This window comes from Methylocystis rosea SV97, assembly GCF_000372845.1.
Taxonomy (GTDB): domain Bacteria; phylum Pseudomonadota; class Alphaproteobacteria; order Rhizobiales; family Beijerinckiaceae; genus Methylocystis; species Methylocystis rosea.
This window is the reverse complement of sequence record NZ_KB889963.1, coordinates 462,036-483,956: the sequence shown is the minus strand read 5'-3', so window position 1 is coordinate 483,956 and position 21,921 is coordinate 462,036. Positions and strand designations below refer to the sequence as shown.

Annotated in this window: 23 protein-coding genes, 1 tRNA gene and 1 pseudogene; 18 read left to right on the top strand and 7 right to left on the bottom strand. The window is 63.6% G+C overall.

Going from position 1 to position 21,921, the window contains the following annotated elements; genetic code table 11:
• Positions 1–11: 11 nt before the first annotated feature.
• Positions 12–359 carry a four-helix bundle copper-binding protein gene (locus A3OO_RS0102600; protein ID WP_026222627.1) on the bottom strand — a complete coding sequence of 116 codons (348 nt, stop codon included), beginning with the start codon at positions 357–359 and terminating at the stop codon, positions 12–14.
• Between the two features lie 344 nt (positions 360–703).
• On the opposite strand from A3OO_RS0102600, the gene A3OO_RS0102595 reads away from it, so the two are divergent.
• The 8 genes and pseudogenes from A3OO_RS0102595 (at position 704) to phoB (ending at position 8,325) form a co-directional block, all read left to right on the top strand.
• Entirely contained in the window at positions 704–1,777 is a 1,074-nt protein-coding gene (locus A3OO_RS0102595) for a lysylphosphatidylglycerol synthase domain-containing protein (protein ID WP_018406271.1), read from the top strand.
• On the top strand, positions 1,774–2,871 hold the full coding sequence (locus tag A3OO_RS0102590) for an ATP-binding protein (protein WP_018406270.1): 1,098 nt from the start codon (positions 1,774–1,776) through the stop codon (positions 2,869–2,871). The genes A3OO_RS0102595 and A3OO_RS0102590 overlap by 4 nt, the downstream gene beginning before the upstream one ends.
• A gap of 149 nt (positions 2,872–3,020) precedes the next feature.
• Complete coding sequence (gene pstS / locus A3OO_RS0102585) at positions 3,021–4,064, top strand: phosphate ABC transporter substrate-binding protein PstS (RefSeq protein WP_018406269.1); 1,044 nt, start codon at positions 3,021–3,023, stop codon at positions 4,062–4,064.
• A gap of 143 nt (positions 4,065–4,207) precedes the next feature.
• Positions 4,208–5,196: pseudogene (pstC, locus tag A3OO_RS20995) on the top strand (phosphate ABC transporter permease subunit PstC).
• Positions 5,197–5,210: 14 nt separating this feature from the next.
• Positions 5,211–6,053 carry a phosphate ABC transporter permease PstA gene (gene pstA, locus A3OO_RS0102575; RefSeq protein WP_018406266.1) on the top strand — a complete coding sequence of 281 codons (843 nt, stop codon included), beginning with the start codon at positions 5,211–5,213 and terminating at the stop codon, positions 6,051–6,053.
• A complete protein-coding gene (gene pstB, locus A3OO_RS0102570) occupies positions 6,050–6,841 on the top strand; it encodes a phosphate ABC transporter ATP-binding protein PstB (RefSeq protein WP_018406265.1) in 792 nt (263 codons plus the stop codon). Before pstA ends, pstB begins: the two co-directional genes overlap by 4 nt.
• A gap of 24 nt (positions 6,842–6,865) precedes the next feature.
• The gene (phoU, locus tag A3OO_RS0102565; RefSeq protein ID WP_026222626.1) at positions 6,866–7,582 is read left to right on the top strand and encodes a phosphate signaling complex protein PhoU; all 717 of its coding nucleotides are present in this window, start codon (positions 6,866–6,868) and stop codon (positions 7,580–7,582) included.
• Positions 7,579–8,325: a phosphate regulon transcriptional regulator PhoB gene (gene phoB, locus A3OO_RS0102560; RefSeq protein ID WP_018406263.1), complete on the top strand. Its 747-nt coding sequence runs from the start codon at positions 7,579–7,581 to the stop codon at positions 8,323–8,325. The genes phoU and phoB overlap by 4 nt, the downstream gene beginning before the upstream one ends.
• 15 nt (positions 8,326–8,340) lie before the next feature.
• Here the strand turns inward: phoB and A3OO_RS0102555 are convergent, their stop codons facing one another.
• On the bottom strand, positions 8,341–8,859 hold the full coding sequence (locus A3OO_RS0102555; RefSeq protein WP_018406262.1) for a GcrA family cell cycle regulator: 519 nt from the start codon (positions 8,857–8,859) through the stop codon (positions 8,341–8,343).
• Between the two features lie 415 nt (positions 8,860–9,274).
• On the opposite strand from A3OO_RS0102555, the gene A3OO_RS0102545 reads away from it, so the two are divergent.
• From A3OO_RS0102545 to prfB, 7 genes are all read left to right on the top strand, one after another.
• Entirely contained in the window at positions 9,275–10,471 is a 1,197-nt protein-coding gene (locus A3OO_RS0102545) for an aspartate aminotransferase family protein (RefSeq protein WP_018406260.1), read from the top strand.
• Complete coding sequence (gene argF, locus A3OO_RS0102540) at positions 10,471–11,415, top strand: ornithine carbamoyltransferase (RefSeq protein WP_018406259.1); 945 nt, start codon at positions 10,471–10,473, stop codon at positions 11,413–11,415. The genes A3OO_RS0102545 and argF overlap by 1 nt, the downstream gene beginning before the upstream one ends.
• Complete coding sequence (locus A3OO_RS0102535) at positions 11,415–12,386, top strand: Hsp33 family molecular chaperone (RefSeq protein WP_018406258.1); 972 nt, start codon at positions 11,415–11,417, stop codon at positions 12,384–12,386. Before argF ends, A3OO_RS0102535 begins: the two co-directional genes overlap by 1 nt.
• A gap of 27 nt (positions 12,387–12,413) precedes the next feature.
• Entirely contained in the window at positions 12,414–13,121 is a 708-nt protein-coding gene (locus A3OO_RS0102530; protein ID WP_018406257.1) for a fumarylacetoacetate hydrolase family protein, read from the top strand.
• A 118-nt stretch (positions 13,122–13,239) separates the two neighbouring features.
• Positions 13,240–14,736, top strand: a complete 1,497-nt coding sequence (locus tag A3OO_RS0102525) for a pyridoxal phosphate-dependent decarboxylase family protein (RefSeq protein ID WP_040573572.1) — start codon at positions 13,240–13,242, stop codon at positions 14,734–14,736.
• Positions 14,737–14,804: 68 nt separating this feature from the next.
• On the top strand, positions 14,805–15,896 hold the full coding sequence (locus A3OO_RS0102520) for a CorA family divalent cation transporter (protein ID WP_040573571.1): 1,092 nt from the start codon (positions 14,805–14,807) through the stop codon (positions 15,894–15,896).
• 96 nt (positions 15,897–15,992) lie between these two features.
• Positions 15,993–17,121, top strand: a protein-coding gene (gene prfB, locus A3OO_RS0102515; RefSeq protein WP_156824733.1) for a peptide chain release factor 2 whose coding sequence is annotated in 2 segments (ribosomal slippage) — positions 15,993–16,061 and positions 16,063–17,121 — 1,128 coding nt in all. Because the reading frame shifts where the segments join, the coding sequence is not laid out codon by codon here.
• Positions 17,122–17,127: 6 nt separating this feature from the next.
• On the opposite strand, the gene A3OO_RS0102510 is transcribed toward prfB, so the two are convergent.
• Complete coding sequence (locus tag A3OO_RS0102510; RefSeq protein WP_018406253.1) at positions 17,128–17,517, bottom strand: PIN domain-containing protein; 390 nt, start codon at positions 17,515–17,517, stop codon at positions 17,128–17,130.
• Between the two features lie 4 nt (positions 17,518–17,521).
• Positions 17,522–17,758 (bottom strand): antitoxin, encoded by a 237-nt coding sequence (locus A3OO_RS0102505; RefSeq protein ID WP_018406252.1) that lies wholly within the window; start codon positions 17,756–17,758, stop codon positions 17,522–17,524.
• Positions 17,759–18,101: 343 nt separating this feature from the next.
• Between A3OO_RS0102505 and A3OO_RS0102500 the strand changes: the two genes are divergently transcribed.
• Positions 18,102–18,191: transfer RNA gene (locus tag A3OO_RS0102500), tRNA-Ser, on the top strand.
• A gap of 125 nt (positions 18,192–18,316) precedes the next feature.
• On the opposite strand, the gene A3OO_RS0102495 is transcribed toward A3OO_RS0102500, so the two are convergent.
• A complete protein-coding gene (locus A3OO_RS0102495) occupies positions 18,317–18,658 on the bottom strand; it encodes a hypothetical protein (protein WP_245257086.1) in 342 nt (113 codons plus the stop codon).
• Between the two features lie 392 nt (positions 18,659–19,050).
• On the opposite strand from A3OO_RS0102495, the gene A3OO_RS0102490 reads away from it, so the two are divergent.
• Positions 19,051–19,377 carry a hypothetical protein gene (locus A3OO_RS0102490; RefSeq protein ID WP_018406250.1) on the top strand — a complete coding sequence of 109 codons (327 nt, stop codon included), beginning with the start codon at positions 19,051–19,053 and terminating at the stop codon, positions 19,375–19,377.
• On the opposite strand, the gene A3OO_RS0102485 is transcribed toward A3OO_RS0102490, so the two are convergent.
• Together A3OO_RS0102485 and A3OO_RS0102480 are read right to left on the bottom strand one after the other, a co-directional pair.
• Complete coding sequence (locus A3OO_RS0102485; protein ID WP_018406249.1) at positions 19,353–20,339, bottom strand: alginate O-acetyltransferase AlgX-related protein; 987 nt, start codon at positions 20,337–20,339, stop codon at positions 19,353–19,355. The genes A3OO_RS0102490 and A3OO_RS0102485 overlap by 25 nt on opposite strands.
• Entirely contained in the window at positions 20,336–21,490 is a 1,155-nt protein-coding gene (locus A3OO_RS0102480) for a class I SAM-dependent methyltransferase (RefSeq protein WP_018406248.1), read from the bottom strand. The genes A3OO_RS0102485 and A3OO_RS0102480 overlap by 4 nt, the downstream gene beginning before the upstream one ends.
• Before the next feature lie 149 nt (positions 21,491–21,639).
• On the opposite strand from A3OO_RS0102480, the gene A3OO_RS0102475 reads away from it, so the two are divergent.
• Complete coding sequence (locus A3OO_RS0102475) at positions 21,640–21,921, top strand: hypothetical protein (RefSeq protein WP_018406247.1); 282 nt, start codon at positions 21,640–21,642, stop codon at positions 21,919–21,921.

Sequence of the window (21,921 nt, the reverse complement as noted above, 5' to 3'; positions counted from 1 at the left end):
TTCGCAGTAAATTATGCGGCCATTTTTTGTTTGGACATTCTGCGGCATTCTTCGGCGCAGCGACGGCATTCGTCGGCGCATTCCTTCATGTCCGGAATCGGATCGCACTCCTTGGCGCAGGTTTCGCAAGCCTCGGCGCAAAGCGCGCACATCTGTTTGGCCAGCGGCGAATTCATCAGCATCATTTGCGTGCTGTTGCGGCACATATCGGCGCAGGCGATCATCGCGCGGAAATGTTTGGGCTTCACATGCTCGCCGCCTTCCTCGAGGCAATGGGTCATCGCCATGCCGAAGCACATCTGATAACAGTTCAGGCAGGCGTCGATACAGGCCTGCATTTCCTTCGGGATCATGTGCATGATGGATCGTTCCTCTTACAGGCTTTCCGCCTCCCGCCTCCCCGCAGGCAGCTAGTTCACCGGCCTCGCAGGTCAAGATTTGCGCCTAAGGCGCAGGACGATCGGTCACGCTTCAGCCTTTGAGTAGCAGGCGCAGACTTGACGTCCGATCGCCGAGCGCCAACCTTTTGAGAGGCGCGCGCGACTGAGATCGTGCTAGTCATCGCCATGCCAGTCATCGCCATGACATGATCGAGGGATTGAACCGGATGACGCTTGCAAGACGACAAAGGCAAGCTTCAAGCGAGATGATGAGGGTTGTGCATTGAGGGCTCCGAGATCCGAGCGTTGGGCGCGAGGGCGGCGTGACCTCGCGCGATAACGACGTGTTCGAAGCCACGACGCCGGGGTTGCCCGTCGTGAGGCCACAAGCAAGCGGCGGATTTTTTGAGTCGCTGCGTGCGCGGCTGCCGCGAGGCGCGCTCAGTGCGCTGGGCGTGGCGGCCAGTCTCGCCGTCTTTGCGCTGGCCGCTTATATTCTGGGCCGAACGCTCTCAAGCCTCAGCTACGCCGATCTGCTGAACGCTTTTCGCGCGACCAGCGGCGCGCAGATTCTCGCGTCCTTGGCCCTTTCGGCGCTCTCCTATCTTTTTCTGACCGGTTACGACGTCGTCGCGCTCTATCATATGAGAACGCGTGCGCCTTACAGGGTCGCTGCGCTCGCCTCCTTCGCAAGCTACGCCATTTCGTTCAACCTTGGATTTCCCATCATCACCAGCGCGGCCGTGCGCTACTGGATCTACTCGCGCGTCGCGTTGAACGCGCTGCAAGTCGCCAACATCACCGTCTTCGCCGGCGTCACGTTCTGGCTTGGGATGACGCTGGTGATGGGCATAGGCTTCATCTATGGCGCGGACGCGCTCGAGACGCTGGACGGCTTGCCGGCTTTCCTTCACATCATTCCGGGCGTGCTCATACTTGCAGGCGTGCTCTTTTATTTCGCCTGGGTGACGGTTGATCGCCGCAGTATTCGACTTCGCGGCCACGCTCTCGAGCTGCCGGGTTTCGTCCCGACATTGGCGCAGTTCGCGCTTGGGGTCGCCGACCTGTGCTGCGCCGCTGGCGCGCTCTATGTGCTGCTTCCCGAGGGCGTCCCCCTGGACTTTGTGCCCTTCGTCGCGGTCTATGTCGTCGCCTGCATCCTGGGCGTGATCAGTCACGCTCCCGGCGGCATCGGCGTCTTCGAGGCGACGATGCTGCATGCTATTCCGGCGGCTTCGCATGAAAGCATTCTGGCGTCGCTGCTTCTGTTTCGCATAATCTATTACTTTCTTCCATTCGTCGTCGCGCTTGCGCTTCTGGGCGCCGACGAGGGCGCGCGCCGCTGGGGGACGCTGCGGGATGCGATCGCGCGCATCCTGGAAGAGCGTTCGAATTGAGCGGCGCCGGACCCGTCGCGGTGACGCTGTCAACCCAGCGGCTCAAATGGCGCGATCAGGCGATCGATCTCCTCGCGCCGATCATCAACGCACTCCCGGAGCCGATCTTCGTTATCGACTCCGAGACTCATGTCATCGCCGTCAACGCCGCGGCGCAGGCGCTCTCGCCGGCCATTCGGTCGGGCGAACCGCTCTCCCGCAGCCTTCGCTCGCCGGACATGCTCGACGCTGTGGCGCGCGTGCTCGCCGGAGGCGAGACGGAGAAGACCGTCTGGGTCGAACGTCTGCCGGTGGAATGCTGGTTTGAAGCGCATGTCGCGCCAATGCAAATCGAAGGGTTCGAGCCGGCCGCCGTCGTGAGCCTGCGCGATCTGACTGAATCCCGGCGCGTCGAGCGCATGCGCGTCGACTTTGTCGCCAACGCCAGCCACGAGTTGCGCACGCCGCTCGCTTCGCTGCTGGGTTTTGTCGAAACCTTGCAAGGTCCCGCGCGCGAGGACGCCGTCACCCGCAACAAATTCCTCGGCATCATGCGCGAGCAGGCGCAGCGGATGGCCCGCCTCGTCGACGATCTGCTGTCGCTCTCGCGCATCGAGCAGCACATGCATCTGCGGCCCGCCACGCCCGTCGATCTCACGCTGCTCGTCGCGCATATCGTCGACACGCTGTCACAGATGGCCGAAGACAGGGGCGTCGCCATCAATCTCGATCTGCAGCCGAACGTCGTCGCCCCTGGAGATCGGGACGAGCTTGCCCGGGTGATTGAGAATCTTGTCGAGAACGCCCTGAAATATGGGTGCGGCGACGACGGCGGCTGCAAGCCCATCGACATTTCGCTGGTCCGTAAGGGGACGCTCGTCGTTCTCTCGGTGCGCGATTATGGTCCGGGAGTCGCGCCGGAGCATATTCCGCGCCTGACGGAGCGATTCTACCGGGTCGACGCGGGCAAGAGCCGCGCCAAAGGCGGCACGGGACTTGGCCTCGCCATCGTCAAACATATCGTGCTGCGCCACCGCGGCCGGCTCGGGATCGAGTCCGCGCTTGGCGAGGGAACGCTGTTTCGCGTCATTCTGCCGGCGAGCGATTCAGCCTAATATATATAAGTATTTAAAATGTAAGTGTATTCACTGTCATCATACTGTAATATTTTCGTCACAAAAAGCTGTTGTCGGACCAGTAGTTTCTGCCGCGCGATGACGCGGGGCGCATCGCAAGTCCGTTCTCGAGCAAAAGAGACCTTCAAATGATCTCGACGATTTTCAGGCGCGGCGCTGGCGCGGCGCTGGCGCTCGCCGTCATGTGCGGCGCCGCCGCCGCCATCGACATTTCCGGCGCCGGCGCGACCTTCCCCTACCCGATCTACGCCAAATGGGCCGAGGCGTATCGGAAGGATACCGGCAATGGCCTTAACTATCAGTCCATCGGGTCGGGCGGCGGCATCAAGCAGGTCAAGGCGCGCACCGTCACGTTTGGCGCGTCGGACCAGCCGCTCAAGGCCGAGGAGCTTCAGGCGGCGGGTCTTGTTCAGTGGCCGCAAGTGATTGGCGGCATCGTGCCGGTGATCAATCTCGAAGGCGTCGCCGGCGGCGACCTCACGCTCGATGGCGCGACCGTCGCGAAAATTTTCCTCGGCGAAATCGCCAAATGGGACGATGCGGCGATCAAGAAGCTCAATCCGAAGGCGAAGCTGCCGTCGCAGCCGATCGTCGTCGTGCATCGCTCGGACGGTTCGGGAACGACTTTCAATTTCACGAACTATCTCTCGAAGGTTTCGCCCGACTGGAAGTCGAAGGTCGGCGAGAACACATCGGTCGAATGGCCGGTCGGCATCGGCGCCAAGGGTAATGAAGGCGTCGCCAACAACGTCGCCAACACCAAAGGCGCAATCGGCTATGTCGAATATGCCTACGCCAAGCAGAACAAGCTTACCTATACCAAGATGGTCAATAAGGACGGCAAGGTTGTCCCGCCGAGCATGGAGACTTTCCAGGCCGCGGCCGCCGGCGCCGACTGGTCGCATGCCGAGGGTTTCTACGAAATTCTGACGAATGAGCCGGGCGCCAAGGCGTGGCCGATAACGGCGGCGACCTTCATCTTGCTGCCCAAGGAGCCTAAGTCCGAAGCCGATGCGGCCGAGGCGCTCAAATTCTTCTCCTGGGCTTTCGCCAATGGCGGCAAGATGGCGGAGGAGCTCGACTATATTCCCATGCCGAAGCCGGTGGTCGAGCTCATCAAGAAGAGCTGGGCGAATGTAAAGAGCGCCGACGGCAAACCCCTGTCGCATTAGCCGGACGGCGCTGATCGCGAATAGATCCCGACGGCCGTTTCATGCTGTCGTCGGGAAGGTCATGACGCCGAGGAGCGGCGCCGGGAGCGGGTGAAATGCTGTCGATCGAGCCGAGCCGGCGTGAATTGAATGGAGCGGGCGACGTGTCAGATGTAGCTTTGGAGCAGCAAGCCTCGCGGTCTGCTATCATAGATCGCACGCGTGTGCTGGCGCGCATCGCGCTGGTCGATCGAGTGTTTTATCAGGTGACGCGCGCGGCGGCCGTCGTCGTGCTTATCATCCTGGGCGGCGTCATCGTCTCACTGGTCCACGGCTCCTGGCCGGCGATGCAGGCATATGGCTTTAGCTTCCTCACGTCCCAGGCCTGGAACCCGGTCACCGAGAACTTCGGCGCCGCGGCGGCGATATATGGGACGCTCGTCACATCAATCATCGCCATGGTGATCGCGGTGCCGGTCGGCCTCGGCGTCGCCACCTTCCTTACCGAGCTCGTCCGCATGCGTTGCGCCGGCCGATCGGCGTCGCGATCGAGCTTCTCGCCGGCATCCCCTCGATCATCTACGGGATCTGGGGCCTCTTCGTGCTGGCGCCTTTTCTGCAATCGCATGTGCAGCCGGCGCTGATATCGGCCTTTGGCGACATTCCGTTTTTCTCGACGCTCTTCGCCGGTCCGCCTTACGGCATCGGCATGCTGACGGCGGGCTTCATTCTTGCGATCATGGTGCTGCCCTTCATCGCCTCGATCTCCCGCGACGTCTTCGAGACCGTGCCGCCGGTGCTGAAAGAAGCGGCCTGGGGCATCGGCGCCACGACATGGGAAGTGATGCGCTATGTCGTCGTCCCTTACACGCGCGTCGGCGTGATTGGCGGCATGATGCTGGGCCTGGGCCGCGCGCTCGGCGAGACAATGGCCGTCACTTTCGTCATCGGCAACGCGCACAAGATTTCCGGATCGCTGCTCGCGCCCGGCACGACGATCTCGGCGACCATCGCCAATGAGTTTACCGAAGCGGTCGGCGATCTTTACACCTCGGCGCTGATCGAACTTGGCCTCATCCTCTTCGTCATCACCTTCTTCGTTCTCGCTCTGGCGCGTTACATGCTGATGCGCATCGAGCAGAAGTCGGCGTAAGAAAGAACGAGCTCATGTCGCTTTATGCTTCACGCCGCGGCGCCAACTCAGTCGCCACCACGCTGTGCTGGGTGGCCGCTGTGTTCGGCCTTTCCTGGCTGGCCTTGATCCTCGGCTCTCTCGTTTACGAGGGCGTGCGCGGTCTGTCGCCGGCGGTCTTCACCGAAATGACGCCGCCGCCCGGCAGCAAGGGCGGCCTTCTCAACGCCATCGCCGGATCGCTTGTCATGACGATCATCGGCGTCGCCATCGGCACGCCGCTCGGCATGCTGGCCGGCACTTACATGGCCGAATATGGACGCTATACGAAGCTGACGATGATCGTGCGCTTCATCAACGATATCCTGCTCAGCGCGCCATCGATCGTCATCGGCCTCTTCGTCTACACCATCTTGGTGCATCCGATGGGCCACTTCTCGGCGATCTCAGGCGCCGTGGCGCTGGCGCTGTTGGTCGTCCCTGTCGTCGTGCGAACCACCGAGGATATGCTGCTGCTTGTGCCCGGTTCGATGCGCGAGGCGGCTTCGGCGCTCGGCGCGCCCCGTGCGCATGTCGTTGCCAAGGTCGCCTATCGCGCCGCCAAGGCTGGACTGATCACCGGCGTGTTGCTCGCTGTGGCGCGCGTCTCTGGGGAGACGGCGCCGCTGCTCTTCACCGCGCTCAACAACCAGTTCTGGAGCAGCGACCTCACCGCGCCGATGGCCAGCCTGCCGGTCGTCATCTTTCAGTTCGCCCTGTCGCCCTACAAGGATTGGCAGCAGCTCGCCTGGACCGGCGCGCTGCTCATCACTGTCGCTGTTCTCGCTCTCTCGATCGCGGCCCGCGCGCTCAGCGCCGGGCGGAGGAACTCGAAATGAACGCCGCTGCTCAAATTGCTCAAGTAAAGGCGCCGCTGACCAAGGTTTCAATGCGGAATCTCGACTTCTTTTACGGCGAGTCGCGTTCGCTCAAAGACGTCACCATGCCCTTATACGCCAATAAGGTGACATCCTTCATCGGCCCCTCGGGCTGCGGCAAGTCCACGCTGCTGCGCGTCTTGAACCGCATGTATGATCTCTATCCCGGCCAGCGCGCCGAGGGAGAGGTGCTGCTCGACGGCGAGAATATTCTCGATCCGGCGATCGACATTAACGCCTTGCGCTCGCGCATCGGCATGGTGTTCCAAAAGCCGACGCCCTTTCCAATGTCGATCTATGAGAACATCGCGTTCGGCATTCGGCTATACGAGAAATTGCCGCGCGCCGATATGGACGCGCGCGTCGAAGGCGCGCTGCGCGGCGCCGCTCTTTGGGACGAGGTCAAGGACAAGCTTCACACCAGCGGTCTCGGCCTTTCAGGCGGACAGCAGCAGCGACTCTGCATCGCGCGCAGCGTCGCGGTGCAGCCGGAGATCATTCTGTTTGACGAACCTTGTTCGGCGCTCGATCCGATTTCGACGGCGAAGGTCGAGGAGCTAATAGACGAATTGGCCAGCCGCTACACCATAGCGATCGTCACCCACAACATGCAGCAGGCGGTGCGCGTCTCTGATTACACGGCGTTCATGTATCTCGGCGAGCTCGTCGAATTCGGCGAGACGGACGACGTGTTCAACAAGCCCCAAGCGAAGCGCACGCTCGACTACATCACCGGCCGTTTTGGCTAAACCCGCGATTCAAGGACGGCGCTCATGAGCGATCATACTGTTAAATCCTACGACCGGGACCTTGAAGCCCTGGGACGTCGCATCGCTGAAATGGGCGGCGTCGCGGAGAAAATGCTGGCGGAGGCGATGGACGCCTTGTCGACCTTCGACGTCGACCTCGCCCACCGCGTCGTCTCCAGCGATCCTCGTCTCGACGCGTTGCAGCGCGAAATCGAGGAGAACGCCATTCTCACCATCGCGCGCCGGCAGCCGCTTGCGGTCGATCTGCGTGAATGCATCGCCGCGATCCGCATTTCCGGCGACATCGAGCGCGTCGGCGATCTGGCCAAGAACATCGCCAAGCGAACGCTCAAGATCGTGTCGGAGGCGCGCGTGCCGCGCGCGATCGTCGGTTTGAAGTCGATGCACGAAATCGCCGCGATGCAGCTCAAGGACGCGCTGGACGCCTACGCCTTGCGCGACACCGAGCGGGCGCGCGCGGTCTGGCTGAACGATTCCGATCTCGACGCGCTGGAGGATTCTGTGTTCCGCGATCTCCTCACCTTCATGATGGAGGATCCGCGTAACATCTCCTTCTGCACGCATCTCCTGTTCTGCTCAAAGAATCTGGAGCGGATCGGCGATCACACGACCAACATCTCGGAGACGGTCGTTTATCTGGTCACCGGCGAAGCGATGCCCACGGAGCGGCCAAAAACGCGCGCTCCCGACTTCGGCGTGAAGGATGAGGCGGCGCAATGAGCGACGTGTCGTCCGCGGTCCTACAGCGGAGCGGGAAAAGCGATCGGGCGCCGCGAATCCTCGTCGTCGAGGATGAGACGTCGCTCGCGACGCTGCTCGTGTATAACCTTGAAGCGGAAGGTTATCAGGTCGAGCATGTCGACAATGGCGATGAAGCCGAGCTGCGGCTCGCCGAGTCGCCGCCCGATCTCGTCATTCTCGACTGGATGCTGCCGGGCGTTTCGGGACTTGAAATCTGCCGTCGCCTGCGGGCGCGGGACAGCGCCAGAGACATGCCGGTGATCATGCTGACCGCGCGCGGCGAGGAAGGCGAGCGCGTGCGCGGCCTTTCGGTCGGCGCCGATGATTATGTCGTCAAGCCGTTTTCGACTCCGGAGCTGATGGCGCGGGTGCGCGCGCTGCTGCGCCGGGCGCGGCCCGAGCGCGTGGCCTCACGGCTCACGCTCGGCGATATCGACCTCGACCGCGACACCCGTCGCGTGCGCCGATCCGGTCGCGAAATCCACCTCGGTCCGACCGAATTCCGGCTGCTCGAATATTTTATGGAGAAGCCCGGACGCGTGTTCACGCGGGCGCAGCTGCTCGACAGCGTCTGGGGCATGTCGGCGGAGATCGACGAGCGCACGGTCGACGTCCATGTCGGACGGCTCCGCAAGGCGCTGATCCGCGGCCGCGAGAAGGATCCGATCCGCACGGTGCGCGGCGCTGGCTATTCTTTCGACGAAACGTTCGGACACGAGTGACGTGTCCGACGCGGTTCACGCGTAACGCTGCGCCCTGAACTGATCGCGCGCGCGGCGGCGATCTTGCGCAGGCTGATAGGCGACGCGCGCGTGATAGGCGCAGTAGGGGCCGCCGCCGATCGTCGACTTGCCGCCGCAGAAGCGGAATTCCGCCGACGTGGGGTCGCCCATCGGCCAGCGGCACATGGATTCGCGGAGCTCCATGAGCGTGACGCGCTCCGATATCGGGATCACCACCTCTTCTTCAGGCGCACGCCGCGGCGCCGCCAGCGCATGCGGCGCGAAAGCGAGCGCCAGATTGCCGTGCGACGAGACGCCGTTCATGCGCGGGTGCGTCGGGCGAGGAGTCTTGGCGACGCGAGGCCGCTGCGCGCTCGCCGTCTTGGCGCGTTCGGCGAGTCCCAGACGATGGATCTTTCCGATCACAGCGTTGCGGGTGATGCCCGGTCCAAGTTCCGCCGCCACTTGGCTGGCGCTGAGACCATCGCTCCAAAGCTTGCGGAGCAGTTCGACGCGTTCGTCGGTCCATGACATTAGGCTTCTCCATTCTTTCGGGTCGAGCGCGGATCGGATTTTCTTCCGACCGCTGCGCAGGCCTGAAGCCCTGCGGCGATGTGATGCGCATCAACACTCGAGAGAACACGCCCAAACGAATTACGCGGGCGCTGACTAGAAACTTTCTGTTTACTTTGAATCATGCGCGAGTCGCGCTGGCAAGCGCGCGCTGGCGTTCTCAACAGGCTTTCCGCGAGACTGTTGCCCGCAGGACTCACCCTAGCGCGGCCGCGCCAGGCGGCTTTGACGCCAATATCGAACCGCGCCATGGATTTGACCGCGTCGGGCGGCGCGCATAAAATCCCGTCCTGAACTGCCGCCCTAAACGGGCGGCGCTTTGTTTTTTTAAGCCTCCTCTGGCCGGAGCCAGCGACGGGAGCATGGAGCAGGGCTTTTGACGTCAGCGCTTTATCCGACCTATCCGCGCGCCGATCTCGCATTCAAACATGGCGAAGGCGCGTGGCTGATTGCGGAAAACGGCGACCGCTATCTCGATTTTAGCGCGGGCGTCGCCGTACTGTCGCTCGGCCACAATCATCCGCATCTTGTCGAGACTTTGAAGCGCGCGGCGGAAGAGCCGTGGCATGTCTCCAATCTCTTTCGCATCCCGCAGGCCGAGCGGCTCGCGGAGCGGCTCTGCGACGCCACATTCGCCGATCTGGTCTTTTTCACCAATTCCGGCGCGGAAGCGGTGGAGTGCGCGATCAAGACGGCGCGGAAATTCCATGCGGTCAACGGACAGCCCGAACGCTATCGGCTGATCACTTTCGAAGGCGCCTTCCATGGCCGCACGCTCGCGACGATCGCCGCGGGCGGCAACGCGAAATATCTTGATGGGTTCGGGCCGCCCGTCGAGGGCTTCGATCAGGTTCCCTTTGGCGATTTTGACGCCGTCGAGGCGGCGATCACGCAGGAAACCGCGGGCGTCCTGCTCGAACCGATACAGGGAGAAGGCGGTCTAAGAGTCTTTTCGCCGTCGTTTCTGGCGCGGCTACGGGAGCTTTGCGACGCGCGCGGGCTACTGCTGGTGTTGGATGAAGTCCAATGCGGCGTCGGCCGCACCGGCAAATTCCTCGCCTGCGAACATGCCGGCGTCACGCCCGACATCGTGGCGCTCGCCAAGGGGCTGGGCGGCGGATTTCCGCTCGGCGCGTGCCTCGCGACGCGCGAGGCCGCCAAAGGCATGACGCTGGGCGCGCATGGCTCCACCTTCGGCGGCAATCCGCTGGCGACGGCGGTGGGCGGCGCCGTTCTCGACGTCGTGCTTGCGGAAGGCTTCATGGCGCGCGTCGCGCGGCTTGGCGCGCTGTTGCGCCAACGGCTGGCGGAGCTCGAGGACCGCTTTCCGTCGCTCATCGAAGAAATCCGCGGCGAAGGGCTGATGTTCGGCCTCAAGATGCGGATACCGAATGGCGACTTCGCCGCCGCCGCTCGCGCCGAAGGCCTGTTGACGGTGCTCGCCGGCGACAATGTCGTGCGCCTTTTGCCGCCGCTCATCATCGACGAGAGCGACGTCGCGGCGGCGGCGTCGCGCCTTTTCGCCGCATGCGCCCGACTCGCCGCGCCTATTGAAAAGCTCGGAGCTGCGTGATGACCGCCCATTCGCTGACGCGGCCGCGCAGCTTCCTCGATCTTTCCGATCACTCGGGCGAAGAGCTGCGCCATATTCTTAATCTCGCCAAGTCGCTCAAGGCGCGCCGCGTCAAAGGCGTCGAGGCGGCCGAACGACCGCTCGTCGGCAAATATCTCGGCATGGTGTTCGACAAGCCGTCGACCCGCACGCGCGTCTCCTTCGACATCGCGATGCGCGAACTCGGCGGCGAGACGATCATGTTGACCGGCGCCGAAATGCAGCTTGGCCGCGGCGAAACCATCGCCGATACGGCGCGCGTGCTCGCGCGGTTTCTCGACGCAATCATGGTGCGCATTCTTTCGCATCCAGATCTCATGGAGCTGGCGCGTTATGGCAATCTGCCGGTCATCAATGGACTCACCAAACAGTCGCATCCCTGCCAAGTGATGGCGGACGTGCTGACCTTCGAGGAGCATCTCGGTCCGATTGAAGGGCGCACGGTGGCCTGGAGCGGCGACGCCAATAATGTGCTTGCAAGCTGGGTGCATGCCGCCGGCCGCCTGGGCTTCACGATCAATGTGGCGACGCCGGCGGACTTTGCGCCCTCGGAAGATCTGGTCAGCTGGGCGAAAGCCAATGGCGCGAAGATGAATCTGACGCGCGACGCCTATGAGGCGGTGGACGGCGCCGACGCCGTCATCACCGACTGCTGGGTGTCGATGGGCGACGCGGACGAGGACCAGCGCCGCGCCGCGCTCGCGCCCTATCAGGTCGACTCGAAACTGATGCGCGCGGCCGCGAAAAATGCCGTCTTCATGCATTGTCTGCCGGCGCATCGCGGCGAGGAAGTCACCGCGGAAGTGATCGACGGACCGCAGTCGGTGGTCTTCGACGAAGCCGAGAACCGCCTTCACGCGCAGAAAGGCGTGCTGTGCTGGTGTCTCGCGCCGGGGCAGTTCTGATGCCGCAAGGCGGGGGCTCGGCGCCGAGCCGGCCAGTCGCGCTCCATTCCGAGGATGACCGGGTGCTGCCCTTCGCGGTCGAAGCGCTCGACCTGCGCGGCCGCGTCGTGCGTCTCGGCCCGACGGTCGATTCCATCCTGAGCCATTACGCCTATCCGCCGCAGGTCGCGCGCCTGCTCGGCGAAGCGGTGGCGCTCGCCGCGCTGCTAGGCTCGATTTTGGAATCGCACGGACGCTTTCAGCTGCAGACGCGCAGCGACGGCCCGGTCGACATGCTCGTCGTCGACTATGACGCGCCGGGGAAGCTGCGCGGCTTCGCCCGTTTCGACGCGGAGCGCGTCGCCCAAATACGCGACGCTTCGCCGGCGGCGCTGTTCGGGCGCGGTCATCTGGCGCTCACCATCGAACGCGAGGAAGACGCCGCGCGCTACCAGGGCGTGGTGCCGCTGGAGGGCGAGAGCCTCGCCGAGGCCGCGCATATCTATTTCCGGCAATCGGAGCAGATCCCGTCCTTCGTCAGACTCGCCGTCGCCGAAATCGTCACGCCGCAGGGCGCCAGTTGGCGCGCCGGCGGATTGCTGCTGCAATATTTGCCGCCCGGCGGCGCCCGCGCCCGCGATCTTCCGCCCGGCGACGCGCCGGACGGGGCGGAGGAGCCTCCCGAGGACGACAGCGACCATTGGACCGAAGGCCAGGCGCTCGCGGCGACTCTCGAAGATCACGAACTCGTCGATCCGGCGCTGTCGAGCGAGCGACTGCTCTATCGCCTTTTCCATGAGCGCGGCGTCAAGGTTTTCACCGAACGCGCGCTTGAGGAATTCTGCCGCTGTTCGAACGAGCGCATCGACAAGCTCTTGAGGAGCTTCTCGCCGCAAGAGCGCAGCGATATGATCGGCGACGACGGCCGCATCGGCGTCACCTGCGAATTCTGCGGCACGCTGCGCAGCTTCAATCCCGCCGATTTCGACTGATCAGCCGCCAAGCGCGAAGCCAATAGAATGTCCGCTGAGTTCATCTTTCCGCCGCCGCCCTTCCCAAGCGTCGCTATCGCGCAAGACGCGCGGCGATTTCCCGTGCGGCGGATCTTCTGCATCGCGCTGAACTATGCCGCCCACGCCCGCGAAATGGGAAAGGACCCCGCGAAGGGCGGCGATGCGGAGCCGCCGGTGTTCTTCTCCAAGCCCGCCGACGCGGTGGTCGAGAGCGGCGCGACGATTCCCTATCCGACGCTGACACATAATCTTCACCACGAGATCGAATTGGTTGCGGCGCTCGGAAAGGGCGGCGCAGATCTTCCCGCCGAGCGGGCGCTCGACTGCGTCTTCGGCTATGCCGCCGGCATCGACCTGACCCGGCGCGACCTGCAGACGGCGGCGCGCGGCGCCGGGCGGCCGTGGGACATGTCGAAAGGCTTCGACCATTCCGCCCCCATTGGCGCGATCAGCCCCGTCGCCGCCATCGGCCATCCGACGCGGGCGCGCATCGCGCTGTCCGTCAATGGCGTGCTACGACAGGCGGGCGACCTTAGCGATCTGATCTGGAGCGTGCCGGAAATCATCGCGGCGCTGTCGCGAAATGTCGCGCTTGCGCCCGGCGATCTCATCTTCACCGGCACGCCCTCGGGCGTCGGACCGCTCCTTCCCGGCGACATCGTCGACGGCGAGGTGGAACATGTCGGCTCTGTGGCCGTAAGCATCGGAAAATAAGCCCGGTTGCGCCGGGCAGGGAAACCCGGCTATTTGCAGAAGCGTGAAACGCCTTCGCGCGATCTTTCGCAACCGTGGTTGCGCCTCCACTAAGCCGCCGGCGCGCGAGGCCCTGGACATGCCGGTTAATCTCGACCCCGAAAACTGGGACGAATTTCGCGCCGAGAGCCACCGGGCGCTCGACATGATGCTCGACAATCTGCGCGATCTGCGCGAGCGCCCCGTCTGGATCGAGCCGAGCGAAGAGGCGCGGGCCCGCTTCAAACGCGACCTCCCGCAAGAAGGCCGCGAGTTCTCCGCCGTGCTCGAGGACTTCGACCGCTACATCAAGCCCTTCGCGACTGGCAATACGCATCCGATGTTCATGGGCTGGGCCCAGGGCGCCGGCACGCCGGCCGGCATGATCGCCGAAATGCTCGCCGCCGGCATGAATTCGAACTGCGGCGGTCGCAATCACATCGCCATCGATGTCGAGCGCCAGATCGCCGCCTGGATGGCGCAGGCCTTCGGCTTTCCGCCCGACGCGAGCGGCATTTTTGTCACCGGAACCTCGATCGCCAACTTCCTGTGCCTGCTCGTCGCGCGCGACCAGGCCTATGGCGAGAAGGACGTTCGGCTAAACGGGCTCTGCGCGCTTCCGGGCCAGCTCATCGCCTATGCGTCGCGCGAAGCGCATAATTGCGTGCGCCAGGCGATGGAGCTTGCCGGTCTCGGCGCGCGGCATCTGCGCCTCATTCCTTCGGACGAGCGGCGCGCGATGAAAGTGCGCGATCTTCGCCGCGCCATCGCCGCCGACCGCGCGGCGGGCTTCAGGCCGTTTCTGATCGTCGGCACCGCGGGCACGGTCGACACCGGCGCGATCGATCCGCTCGACCGGCTCGCTGACGTCGCGCACACCGAGGATTTGTGGTTCCATGTCGACGGGGCGTTCGGCGCGCTGGCGGCGCTCTCGCCGGCGCTCAAGCCGTTGGTCAAGGGACTGGAGCGCGCAGACAGCGTCGCCTTCGACTTCCATAAATGGCTGCACGTCCCCTATGACGCCGGCTTCTTCCTGGTGCGCGACAAGGCGGCGCATAAGCGCGCCTTCGCTGCCAACGCCGCTTATCTTACACGCGCGCCGCGCGGCCTCGCGGCGGGCGACACCTGGCCTTGCGATCTCGGTCCCGACCTGTCGCGCAGCTTTCGCGCGCTCAAGACCTGGTTCACCATCGAAACCTTCGGCGCCAAGCGTTTGGGCCAATGTATCGAGCAAACCTGCCGCATGGCGAAGCGGCTCGAGGCGTGGATCGCGCAATCGGACGCCTTCGCGCTGCGCGCGCCGGTGACGCTCAACATCGTCTGCTTCGGCGTCAAGGACGATGAGGATGGTTCGCTGGCGCGCGAAATCGTCATGGAGTTGCATGAGCGCGGCGAGGCGGCGCCGTCGCTGACGATCCTCGACGGGATTCCGGCGATCCGCGCGGCGATCATCAACCACCGGACCGAAGAGCGCGACATCGACGCCTTCACCGAGTTTCTCGACGCGGCGCTTCGCCGCGCCCGCAAGGAGCCGCATGATTTCGGCGCGCTGATCGAACCGCATGGACCGGGCAAGACCCGGCTTTCCGAGGATTGACCCACAAGCGTCGTAAGGCTGTTATCAATAGCCCTGTTCTTTCTTTGCGCCTTCCCATGAGCGCCGCCATGAGCATAGATCGCCTCGCACAAGCGCCGCGCGCCGACATTCCGGGATGTCTTTGGTTCGTGCGGTTCAACCACGCGGGCGAGGCCGAGCCCGGAACGGCCGAAGATTTCGCAAACCTCGGGGCGCCGCGCGAGGGATTCTTGTGGCTGCACATGGATCTCGCCGACGTGCGCTCGCGCCCGTTGCTGGCGCGAATCCCGGCGCTTTCCGAAGACGCGCGCGACTCGCTCTGCGATCCCATAGACCACCAGCATCTGGAATATTCGGAAGGAATCGTCAGCGGCGCATTGCTCGATTACGAGCGCGACCTCGGCGGAACGACCTCGCGCACCGACTATGTCCGCTTCGCCGCTGGCGCAAGCTTTTTCATCAGCGCGCGACGGCTGCCGATGGACAGCGTCGAGGCGGCGCACATCGCCATCAATCGCGGCGCGCGCCTCACCTCGCCGATTGATCTGTTCGAAATGCTGACGGATGCGCTGATCGACGGGCTGGCGCGTAAGGCCGCCGAACTTGGCGCGGCGTTCGATCGCGTCGAGGATCGCATCATCGATCAACGCGGTCGCCAGGCGCGGCCGGCGCTCAGCGCCGCGCGGCGCGACGCGGTACGTTTGGCGCGCCAGATCAGCGGCCTGTCGTCGACGGTGGCGCGCCTCGAAACGATCGAGGAGGAGGCCGACGAACAGCGGGACAATGATCTGCGCGACGCGGCGGCAAGGCTCGTTCAACACGCCGGCGCGCTGATGCAGGACGTGACGAGCCTTCAGGAGCGCGCCCGTCTCCTGCAAGACGAACTCAACGCGCTTCTGAGCTTGGAGACCAATGACCGGCTTTACGTGTTGACGTTGACGACGATGCTGCTGCTGCCGGCGACCTTCGTCACCGGCTATTTCGGCATGAACACCAAGAATCTGCTGTTCGCGGAGGACGAGAACGGCACGCTTTACGCGACGATTCTCTGCATCCTGGCCTCGGCGACGGCGCTTTTTCTGATGCGCCGCTGGGGACTCGCCGGCGCGCCGGAGAGCGAGGACCACAGGCCGGCCGCGCCGGAGCGTCGCGACGACCGGCCAGCGGACAGGAGTTTTTGACGTCGGCGTCGTGAGTTGCGGGTTTACAGGCGCGCGCGCGCCGCCTAATTTCCGCGCCGAATGGGGCGAAGCCCTCCGATAAAACCCGGGAAATCCATGCGCGCCGAACCGCTTGCGCTGAAAGCCGACATCGAGCAGTCCATCGGACTGCTGAGGAGGCATCTTTGACGTCGACGCCTCGCAACGGCGCCTCGCCGAACTGAACGTCCGGGCGGAAGACCCGGCGCTCTGGAACGATCCCGAAGCCGCTCAAAAACTGATGCGCGAGCGCACCCAGCTCGAAGAGCAGGTGGGGGCGCTCTCTAGCCTCGAGCGCGAGCTCGAAGATGCGCTAACGCTTGTCGAGCTTGGCGAGTCCGAGGGCGACGCGGCGACCGAAAAAGAGGGCGTCGAGGCGCTCAAAAGCATCCTGAAGCAGGCGCGCGCGCGCCAGACGGAGGCGCTGTTCGCCGGCGAAGCCGACGCCAATGACACCTATATCGAGGTTCATTCCGGCGCCGGCGGCACCGAGAGCCAGGATTGGGCGCGCATGCTGTTTCGCATGTATGCGCGCTGGGGAGAGCGTCACAAATTCCACGTCGAAGTGATCGAGGAGACGCCGGGCGAAGAGGCCGGCATCAAGTCCGGCACGCTGCTCGTCAAGGGACACAACGCCCATGGCTGGGCGAAGACCGAGTCCGGCGTGCATCGGCTGGTGCGGATCTCGCCATTCGACTCGAACGCCCGCCGCCACACCAGCTTCGCCTCGGTCTGGGTCTATCCGGTGGTCGACGATCGGATCGACGTGAACGTCAATGAGTCCGATTGTCGTATAGACACGTATAGATCGTCAGGCGCCGGCGGTCAGCACGTCAATACGACCGATTCGGCGATCCGCATCACCCATATTCCGACCGGCATCGTCGTCGCCTGTCAGGCGGAACGATCGCAGCACAAGAACCGCGCGACCGCCTGGAACATGCTGCGTGCGCGGCTCTACGAGCTGGAGCTGGAAAAGCGCGAGGCCGAGGCCAACAAGACTGCGGCCTCAAGGACCGAGATCGGCTGGGGACATCAGATCCGCAGCTATGTGCTGCAGCCCTATCAGCTGGTGAAGGATCTGCGCTCCGGATTCACGTCGGGGACGCCTTCCGACGTTCTCGACGGCGAGCTCGACGACTTCATGCAGGCCTCTCTCGCCCAGCGTATATACGGCGGTCCGGAGAGCGTCGAGGACGTCGAGTAGCTGCGCTCACGCCCATTTCTCAATCGCGAGGCCGGGGATATCGTCAAAATCCTCACTGTTCGCGGCGATCAGCGTGAGCCCGAGATCGAGCGCCTGCGCGGCGATCATTCGATCGAGCGTGCGGCGGCGTTTCGGATCGAGCTTGCGCAGCAGCGCGCCATAGGCGTCGGCGGCGCCGCGGTCGAAAGGCAGCACGTCCAAATTTTCGGCGAGGAGCGCGATGTTCTCCGCGAGCCGTCCGTTATTTTCGGCGGCGGCTGCGCCAAGCGTTTCGGCGAGACTGATGGCCGAGAGCGCCACGTCGCCGATTTCGAGCGCAGAGAGCCGATCGAGCACGCCCGGGAGGCCGAGCGCCGCGGCGATGACGATATTGGTGTCGAGGAGGTAGCGCGCCATAGCGCTAGCGGGCGTCGAACAGCCGCTTCGGCGGCTTGAACTCGGGGCGCCCGATCGGCGCTGGCGGCGGCGTGGCTTTGAGCCGCGTGACGAGTTCGGCCATATCAAGCCGCGCCGGCGTCACCACGAGACTTCCGCCTTGCCGCCGCACGACGACTTCGGCGCCTTCATCAAACGCGATTTCGCGCGGCAGCCGAACCGCCAGGCTGTTGCCCGATTTGAAAATGCGCGTGGAGCTCATGACATCAGTCTGCCAAGGAATTCATGCTCTGTCAATCTGAGTATATACATTGGGTCTCAGGGCCGCCGTTCTAAACCGGACCGCATTGATCGGCCATAAGGCTTCGTTGAGGCCCGGGAGTAGCCCATCGGTCGAAGGCTAACGGGCGACCTGCGCACCAGGGGCTGACTCGATTCCAACTCGACTGCAAGAGGTAGGCTCAGCGCCTGGCGACCGCATCTGCGCCCCCGCGAATCCTCTTGGCGCAACCGGGCTGAGGAAACTTAGTTTCATCATGCACACGGCGCGCGCTTGATCCCTCGGGCGAGCGCGTGCTATCTGCGACGCGCCACGCATGAGCCGCGGAGAGGTGGCTGAGTGGTTGAAAGCACCGCACTCGAAATGCGGCATACGGGCAACCGTATCGGGGGTTCAAATCCCTCCCTCTCCGCCAGACACAACGGTCATCAGTCGGGAAGAGCGCGGCCGAAGGGTTGGAGCGAACCGCGGATCGCTTCCACGCCCCGAAGGAGACGCGAGAACTGCCGCGCTCTCGTGTCTTGTACGGATACCCGTGTCTCAGCCACAGACGTAGCTCAACTCGCTATTTTCGATTTGAGCGGCGAGCCATGCGGCGCCTTTTTTTCTGTTCGTTTCAACCAGGTCGGACGCGCGGCTGAGTTCGGACTCGGAGAGTGAGATATTGCACGCCTTTGTGATCTGACGATTGATTTCTGCTTTACGCGCAGCCGGGGTCCGCTGTGCAAGAACCGCGTTTACGGCGGAGACAGTCGGCGGCTTTGCGATCGCGAGCGATGACATCGCAGTGAACGCGCAGCATGTGAAGATGACGATCTTTCGCATTTGGTTTTCCTCGTTACAGGCGCTTTTTCGCCCAATCCCCCGGTAGCTGACGCCCATGATCAAGATCCAGTGCCGGCTAGAAGACACGTCGTTGATCTGGTCGTTCTGGGGGGAATGTTAGAGGTTGGTTTTTCGCTTTGGATTAGCAAGCGTCGCGGAAGAAGAGCGCAGAACTTAAACTTGCTTTACAGCGGAGGTCGTTAAGTAGCGGCTCGGAAAATCAAAGCGACTGCAAAACGTCCGGGCCACCGCGCAAATCGTCTCGACGACGGCTGGCCTTGCAGACGATCAAGCGCTTTATGCCGCTGTTTTGATTTTCGTTTGGGCGGCGAGACGTCCGCACCCGTTGCAGATGTTCTTGCCGCGGGCGGCGCGTCTTCGTATTTTATAGCCAGATGCTGCGATGACGCGCGGGATATTTGCTGCATTGCTGACGCCAGGCCTTGCTAATGACTCGAAAATTCAGCGGCGGCGAGTTTGAAGCTTTAAGGGCGCTGCTGCTGGCGCTGGAGGATGTGCAGCGCTCGCCTCCAGAGCCGATCTTCGTCGCCGTCGGCGAGCTCGCGCAGATCCTGCACAGGTCGCGGCCAGAGATCCTTGCGGGGCTCGACACGCTCGCCGGCCTGAATTTCATCGAAGGTCCAGGAGTCTATCGCGAGCGCGACTGGCTGTTTCGCCGCCTGACGCGCCGCGGCGCGGCCCTGGCCGACTTGATCCGCGACCCCGACGATTGGCGCAGAGCGCTCGACGCCTATGCGCCATTCTTTGCGCGTTGACCCCATTCGGCCCGCACGCGCCGCCAGCGGGCCGCAGCCTCCCGGCGTCGCGCCTTGATCAGCTGCGCAAGCTCTGTGCGCCGCAGACTGAAGCGGTCGTTCGGCGCAAGCGCCATATAGCGCTCGGCGATTTCGGTGATGACGATATCGGGCTTCAGGCGCTTAACGAGCCGCCAATCGACATTGGCTGACCACACAAAGACGAGTTCGCGCGCCGTTTCGGCGAGCTGCGCCGTCAGACGGTCAGACCCGACGCCGGCGAAGGAATCGCCAAAAAGCAAAATCCGCACGTCATTCGGCGCCGCGTCGTTTCTGTAGATCGCATGCGCGCCGACATGGATGTCGCCGCCGTGAACGGGATCTTCGAGGATGCGCACGACCGCATTGGCGTAAATGCGTTGCGCGTCAGCGATCCAATCGATTTCGCGAATCTGCTCCCAGCGCGGCGGATCGAATTTGCCGCCGAGATCCATGATTTTATGAATCGTGTTGCAGGGCCGGTTGGTGAGTTCCGCATTCGGCGTCAGCTGCAGCGCCTCGCACAAGAGGCGATAGGCGAGCAGACTGCCGTCCGGCGTCCAATGCGTGTCGCTGCGCCAGTAGAGTTCGACCTCGTCGCGCCGCTCGCGCATCGGCCAAACGAGATCGACCCATCCGGCCGCGCGTGCAGCGCCTGCAAAGAGCTGTTGCAGGCGGATCGCTGGCGCGAGGTCGACATTGACGAGCGGCGTCGCTTGTTTGTGCCCGTAGATCGTCAGCTTTTCCGGAGCGACGAGATGGGCGTAGGCGACGCCGAGCCCGTCGCAACGATGCTTCCGTTCAATGATGGCGTCCCGCCATCGGCGCAGGTTGACGTCCGGCAGATGGCCGCCGTTGCGCTCATAGAGCGTCGTGACGAAATTGGTTCCGCCCGTGAGGAACAGCCATCCGTCGTGACCTTCGTGAACGATGAGTTCGGTCACGGCGCGGACGTCGTGATGGGGTTCGCCGTGGAGTCCGGCTCGGGCTTGCGCGCGTAAAGGATCGTCGCGGCGGCGAGTTCGAAAAGTTTCTCGCGAGGCAATTCCCGCGCCCATGGCTTTTCGAGCAGCGGGCCGGGATAGGCGATCAGATCTTCGACGCGCGTGCGCAGGAATTGTTTGCGCGCGCGGGGCGAAAGACCTTGCGACCAGGAGCGCAGCTGCCAGGCGATCGCCCAGATCGGGTGCGTCGGATTGGTGACCTCCTGCCGTTCGATCGTCAAATGCCCCTCGAAAAGCGTGCGCAGTCCTTCATGCGTCATATTGAAATAGTGATGCGGATAGCCGTGCAGCGGCTGAAGGAAGGGCACGCAGCATTTCAACCATCCGCCCGGCTTGAGCACACGCGCGATTTCGGCGGCGCAGCGAAACGGATCCTTCACATGCTCCAAGACCGCGATCGAGATGACGCCGTCGAAGGCGTCATCCTTGAAGGGCAGCCGATGCGCCAGGCCGACCACATCGGTCGTTGCGTAATCCATCATCTCGAAGTTGACGACATTGCTGTAATAGACCGGACGGTAGCCCGCGCCGACGTCGAGGATCAAGCCGTCGGCGTGGCGCTCGATCAGTTCGACTGTTTCATCGTCATAGCCGTTCTCGCTGATCGGCATATCCTCGGCGGCGTCTTGCGCCTGAAGCGAGGGTTCATCCGAAAACACGAATTTGCCCGAACCCGACAGCGGCGTTTCCGGGTCGAGCAGCAGCGGTCGCACCGCGCTGAGCTTTCGTGCGCGAATTGCAGGGATGTCGCTCATACGCAGCTGACACCGTCCCTGGGCGCGACCGAGCTGATCGAAATGCGCGCGGCCCGAGACGAGCTGACCGAGTTCGATCGCCTGTCGCACGTCCGGGTTCGCCGCCAGATAGCGCGCCTCGTCGAAATTCTCTGGCGTCGCGGGCTCGTCATCGGCGACCTTCTGCCGGCGGCCCTCAATATGGCCGAATTTTTTGAAATGCCGCCAGCCCGAGCAGATTTTGCCGAGGCGAACGGCCTCGGCGACGTCGGGGTTGACGGCGAGATAGGCCTTTTCGTCAAAGGTTTGCGGCGTCGGCGTCTCTTGCAGCGCCGCCACCTTAAAGGGATTATTCATGCAGACGGCGAAATGATACTCAATAGCCACCTCCGCGGGATTGTTAGCACAAGCGGCAGTACAGGAAAACACGCGATCTGCTTTTCAATCGATGCGTTCCGTGGCGAGGTAGGGGCGATGATGTGATCAAAAGAGTTTCGAAAACCACAATGCAATCTGGTCAGGGTGAGATCGCCAACGCGGGCGAGGCGCCAATCGTGGTCGAGGCGTTCTATCGCTACGGCTACAGGGGTCGCTCAATGCTCGCCATTCGCGCCCCTTTTGCGATGGGCGCGGACGGCGCCGACATCATTGGGCGCGCCATCGAAACAGGCGCGCGCCATTATGTCGTGGTCTCAATCGCGCGCCAGATCTCCGGGCCGATTCATTCAGGCGAACCGCTCGGCGTCGAGCTGCGCGCCAGCGACGCATGTGAAGAGTCATCGGGCTGA

Coding starts and splice junctions, on each gene's coding strand:
- phoU (WP_026222626.1), top strand. CDS start 6,866: ATGAGCGATCATACTGTTAAATCCTACGACCGGGACCTTGAAGCCCTG.
- A3OO_RS0102475 (WP_018406247.1), top strand. CDS start 21,640: ATGCAATCTGGTCAGGGTGAGATCGCCAACGCGGGCGAGGCGCCAATC.
- argF (WP_018406259.1), top strand. CDS start 10,471: ATGACCGCCCATTCGCTGACGCGGCCGCGCAGCTTCCTCGATCTTTCC.
- phoB (WP_018406263.1), top strand. CDS start 7,579: ATGAGCGACGTGTCGTCCGCGGTCCTACAGCGGAGCGGGAAAAGCGAT.
- pstB (WP_018406265.1), top strand. CDS start 6,050: ATGAACGCCGCTGCTCAAATTGCTCAAGTAAAGGCGCCGCTGACCAAG.
- A3OO_RS0102600 (WP_026222627.1), bottom strand. CDS start 359: ATGCACATGATCCCGAAGGAAATGCAGGCCTGTATCGACGCCTGCCTG.
- A3OO_RS0102495 (WP_245257086.1), bottom strand. CDS start 18,658: ATGGGCGTCAGCTACCGGGGGATTGGGCGAAAAAGCGCCTGTAACGAG.
- pstS (WP_018406269.1), top strand. CDS start 3,021: ATGATCTCGACGATTTTCAGGCGCGGCGCTGGCGCGGCGCTGGCGCTC.
- A3OO_RS0102555 (WP_018406262.1), bottom strand. CDS start 8,859: ATGTCATGGACCGACGAACGCGTCGAACTGCTCCGCAAGCTTTGGAGC.
- A3OO_RS0102525 (WP_040573572.1), top strand. CDS start 13,240: ATGCCGGTTAATCTCGACCCCGAAAACTGGGACGAATTTCGCGCCGAG.
- A3OO_RS0102480 (WP_018406248.1), bottom strand. CDS start 21,490: ATGAATAATCCCTTTAAGGTGGCGGCGCTGCAAGAGACGCCGACGCCG.
- A3OO_RS0102510 (WP_018406253.1), bottom strand. CDS start 17,517: ATGGCGCGCTACCTCCTCGACACCAATATCGTCATCGCCGCGGCGCTC.
- A3OO_RS0102490 (WP_018406250.1), top strand. CDS start 19,051: ATGACTCGAAAATTCAGCGGCGGCGAGTTTGAAGCTTTAAGGGCGCTG.
- A3OO_RS0102535 (WP_018406258.1), top strand. CDS start 11,415: ATGCCGCAAGGCGGGGGCTCGGCGCCGAGCCGGCCAGTCGCGCTCCAT.
- A3OO_RS0102520 (WP_040573571.1), top strand. CDS start 14,805: ATGAGCATAGATCGCCTCGCACAAGCGCCGCGCGCCGACATTCCGGGA.
- A3OO_RS0102530 (WP_018406257.1), top strand. CDS start 12,414: ATGTCCGCTGAGTTCATCTTTCCGCCGCCGCCCTTCCCAAGCGTCGCT.
- A3OO_RS0102505 (WP_018406252.1), bottom strand. CDS start 17,758: ATGAGCTCCACGCGCATTTTCAAATCGGGCAACAGCCTGGCGGTTCGG.
- pstA (WP_018406266.1), top strand. CDS start 5,211: ATGTCGCTTTATGCTTCACGCCGCGGCGCCAACTCAGTCGCCACCACG.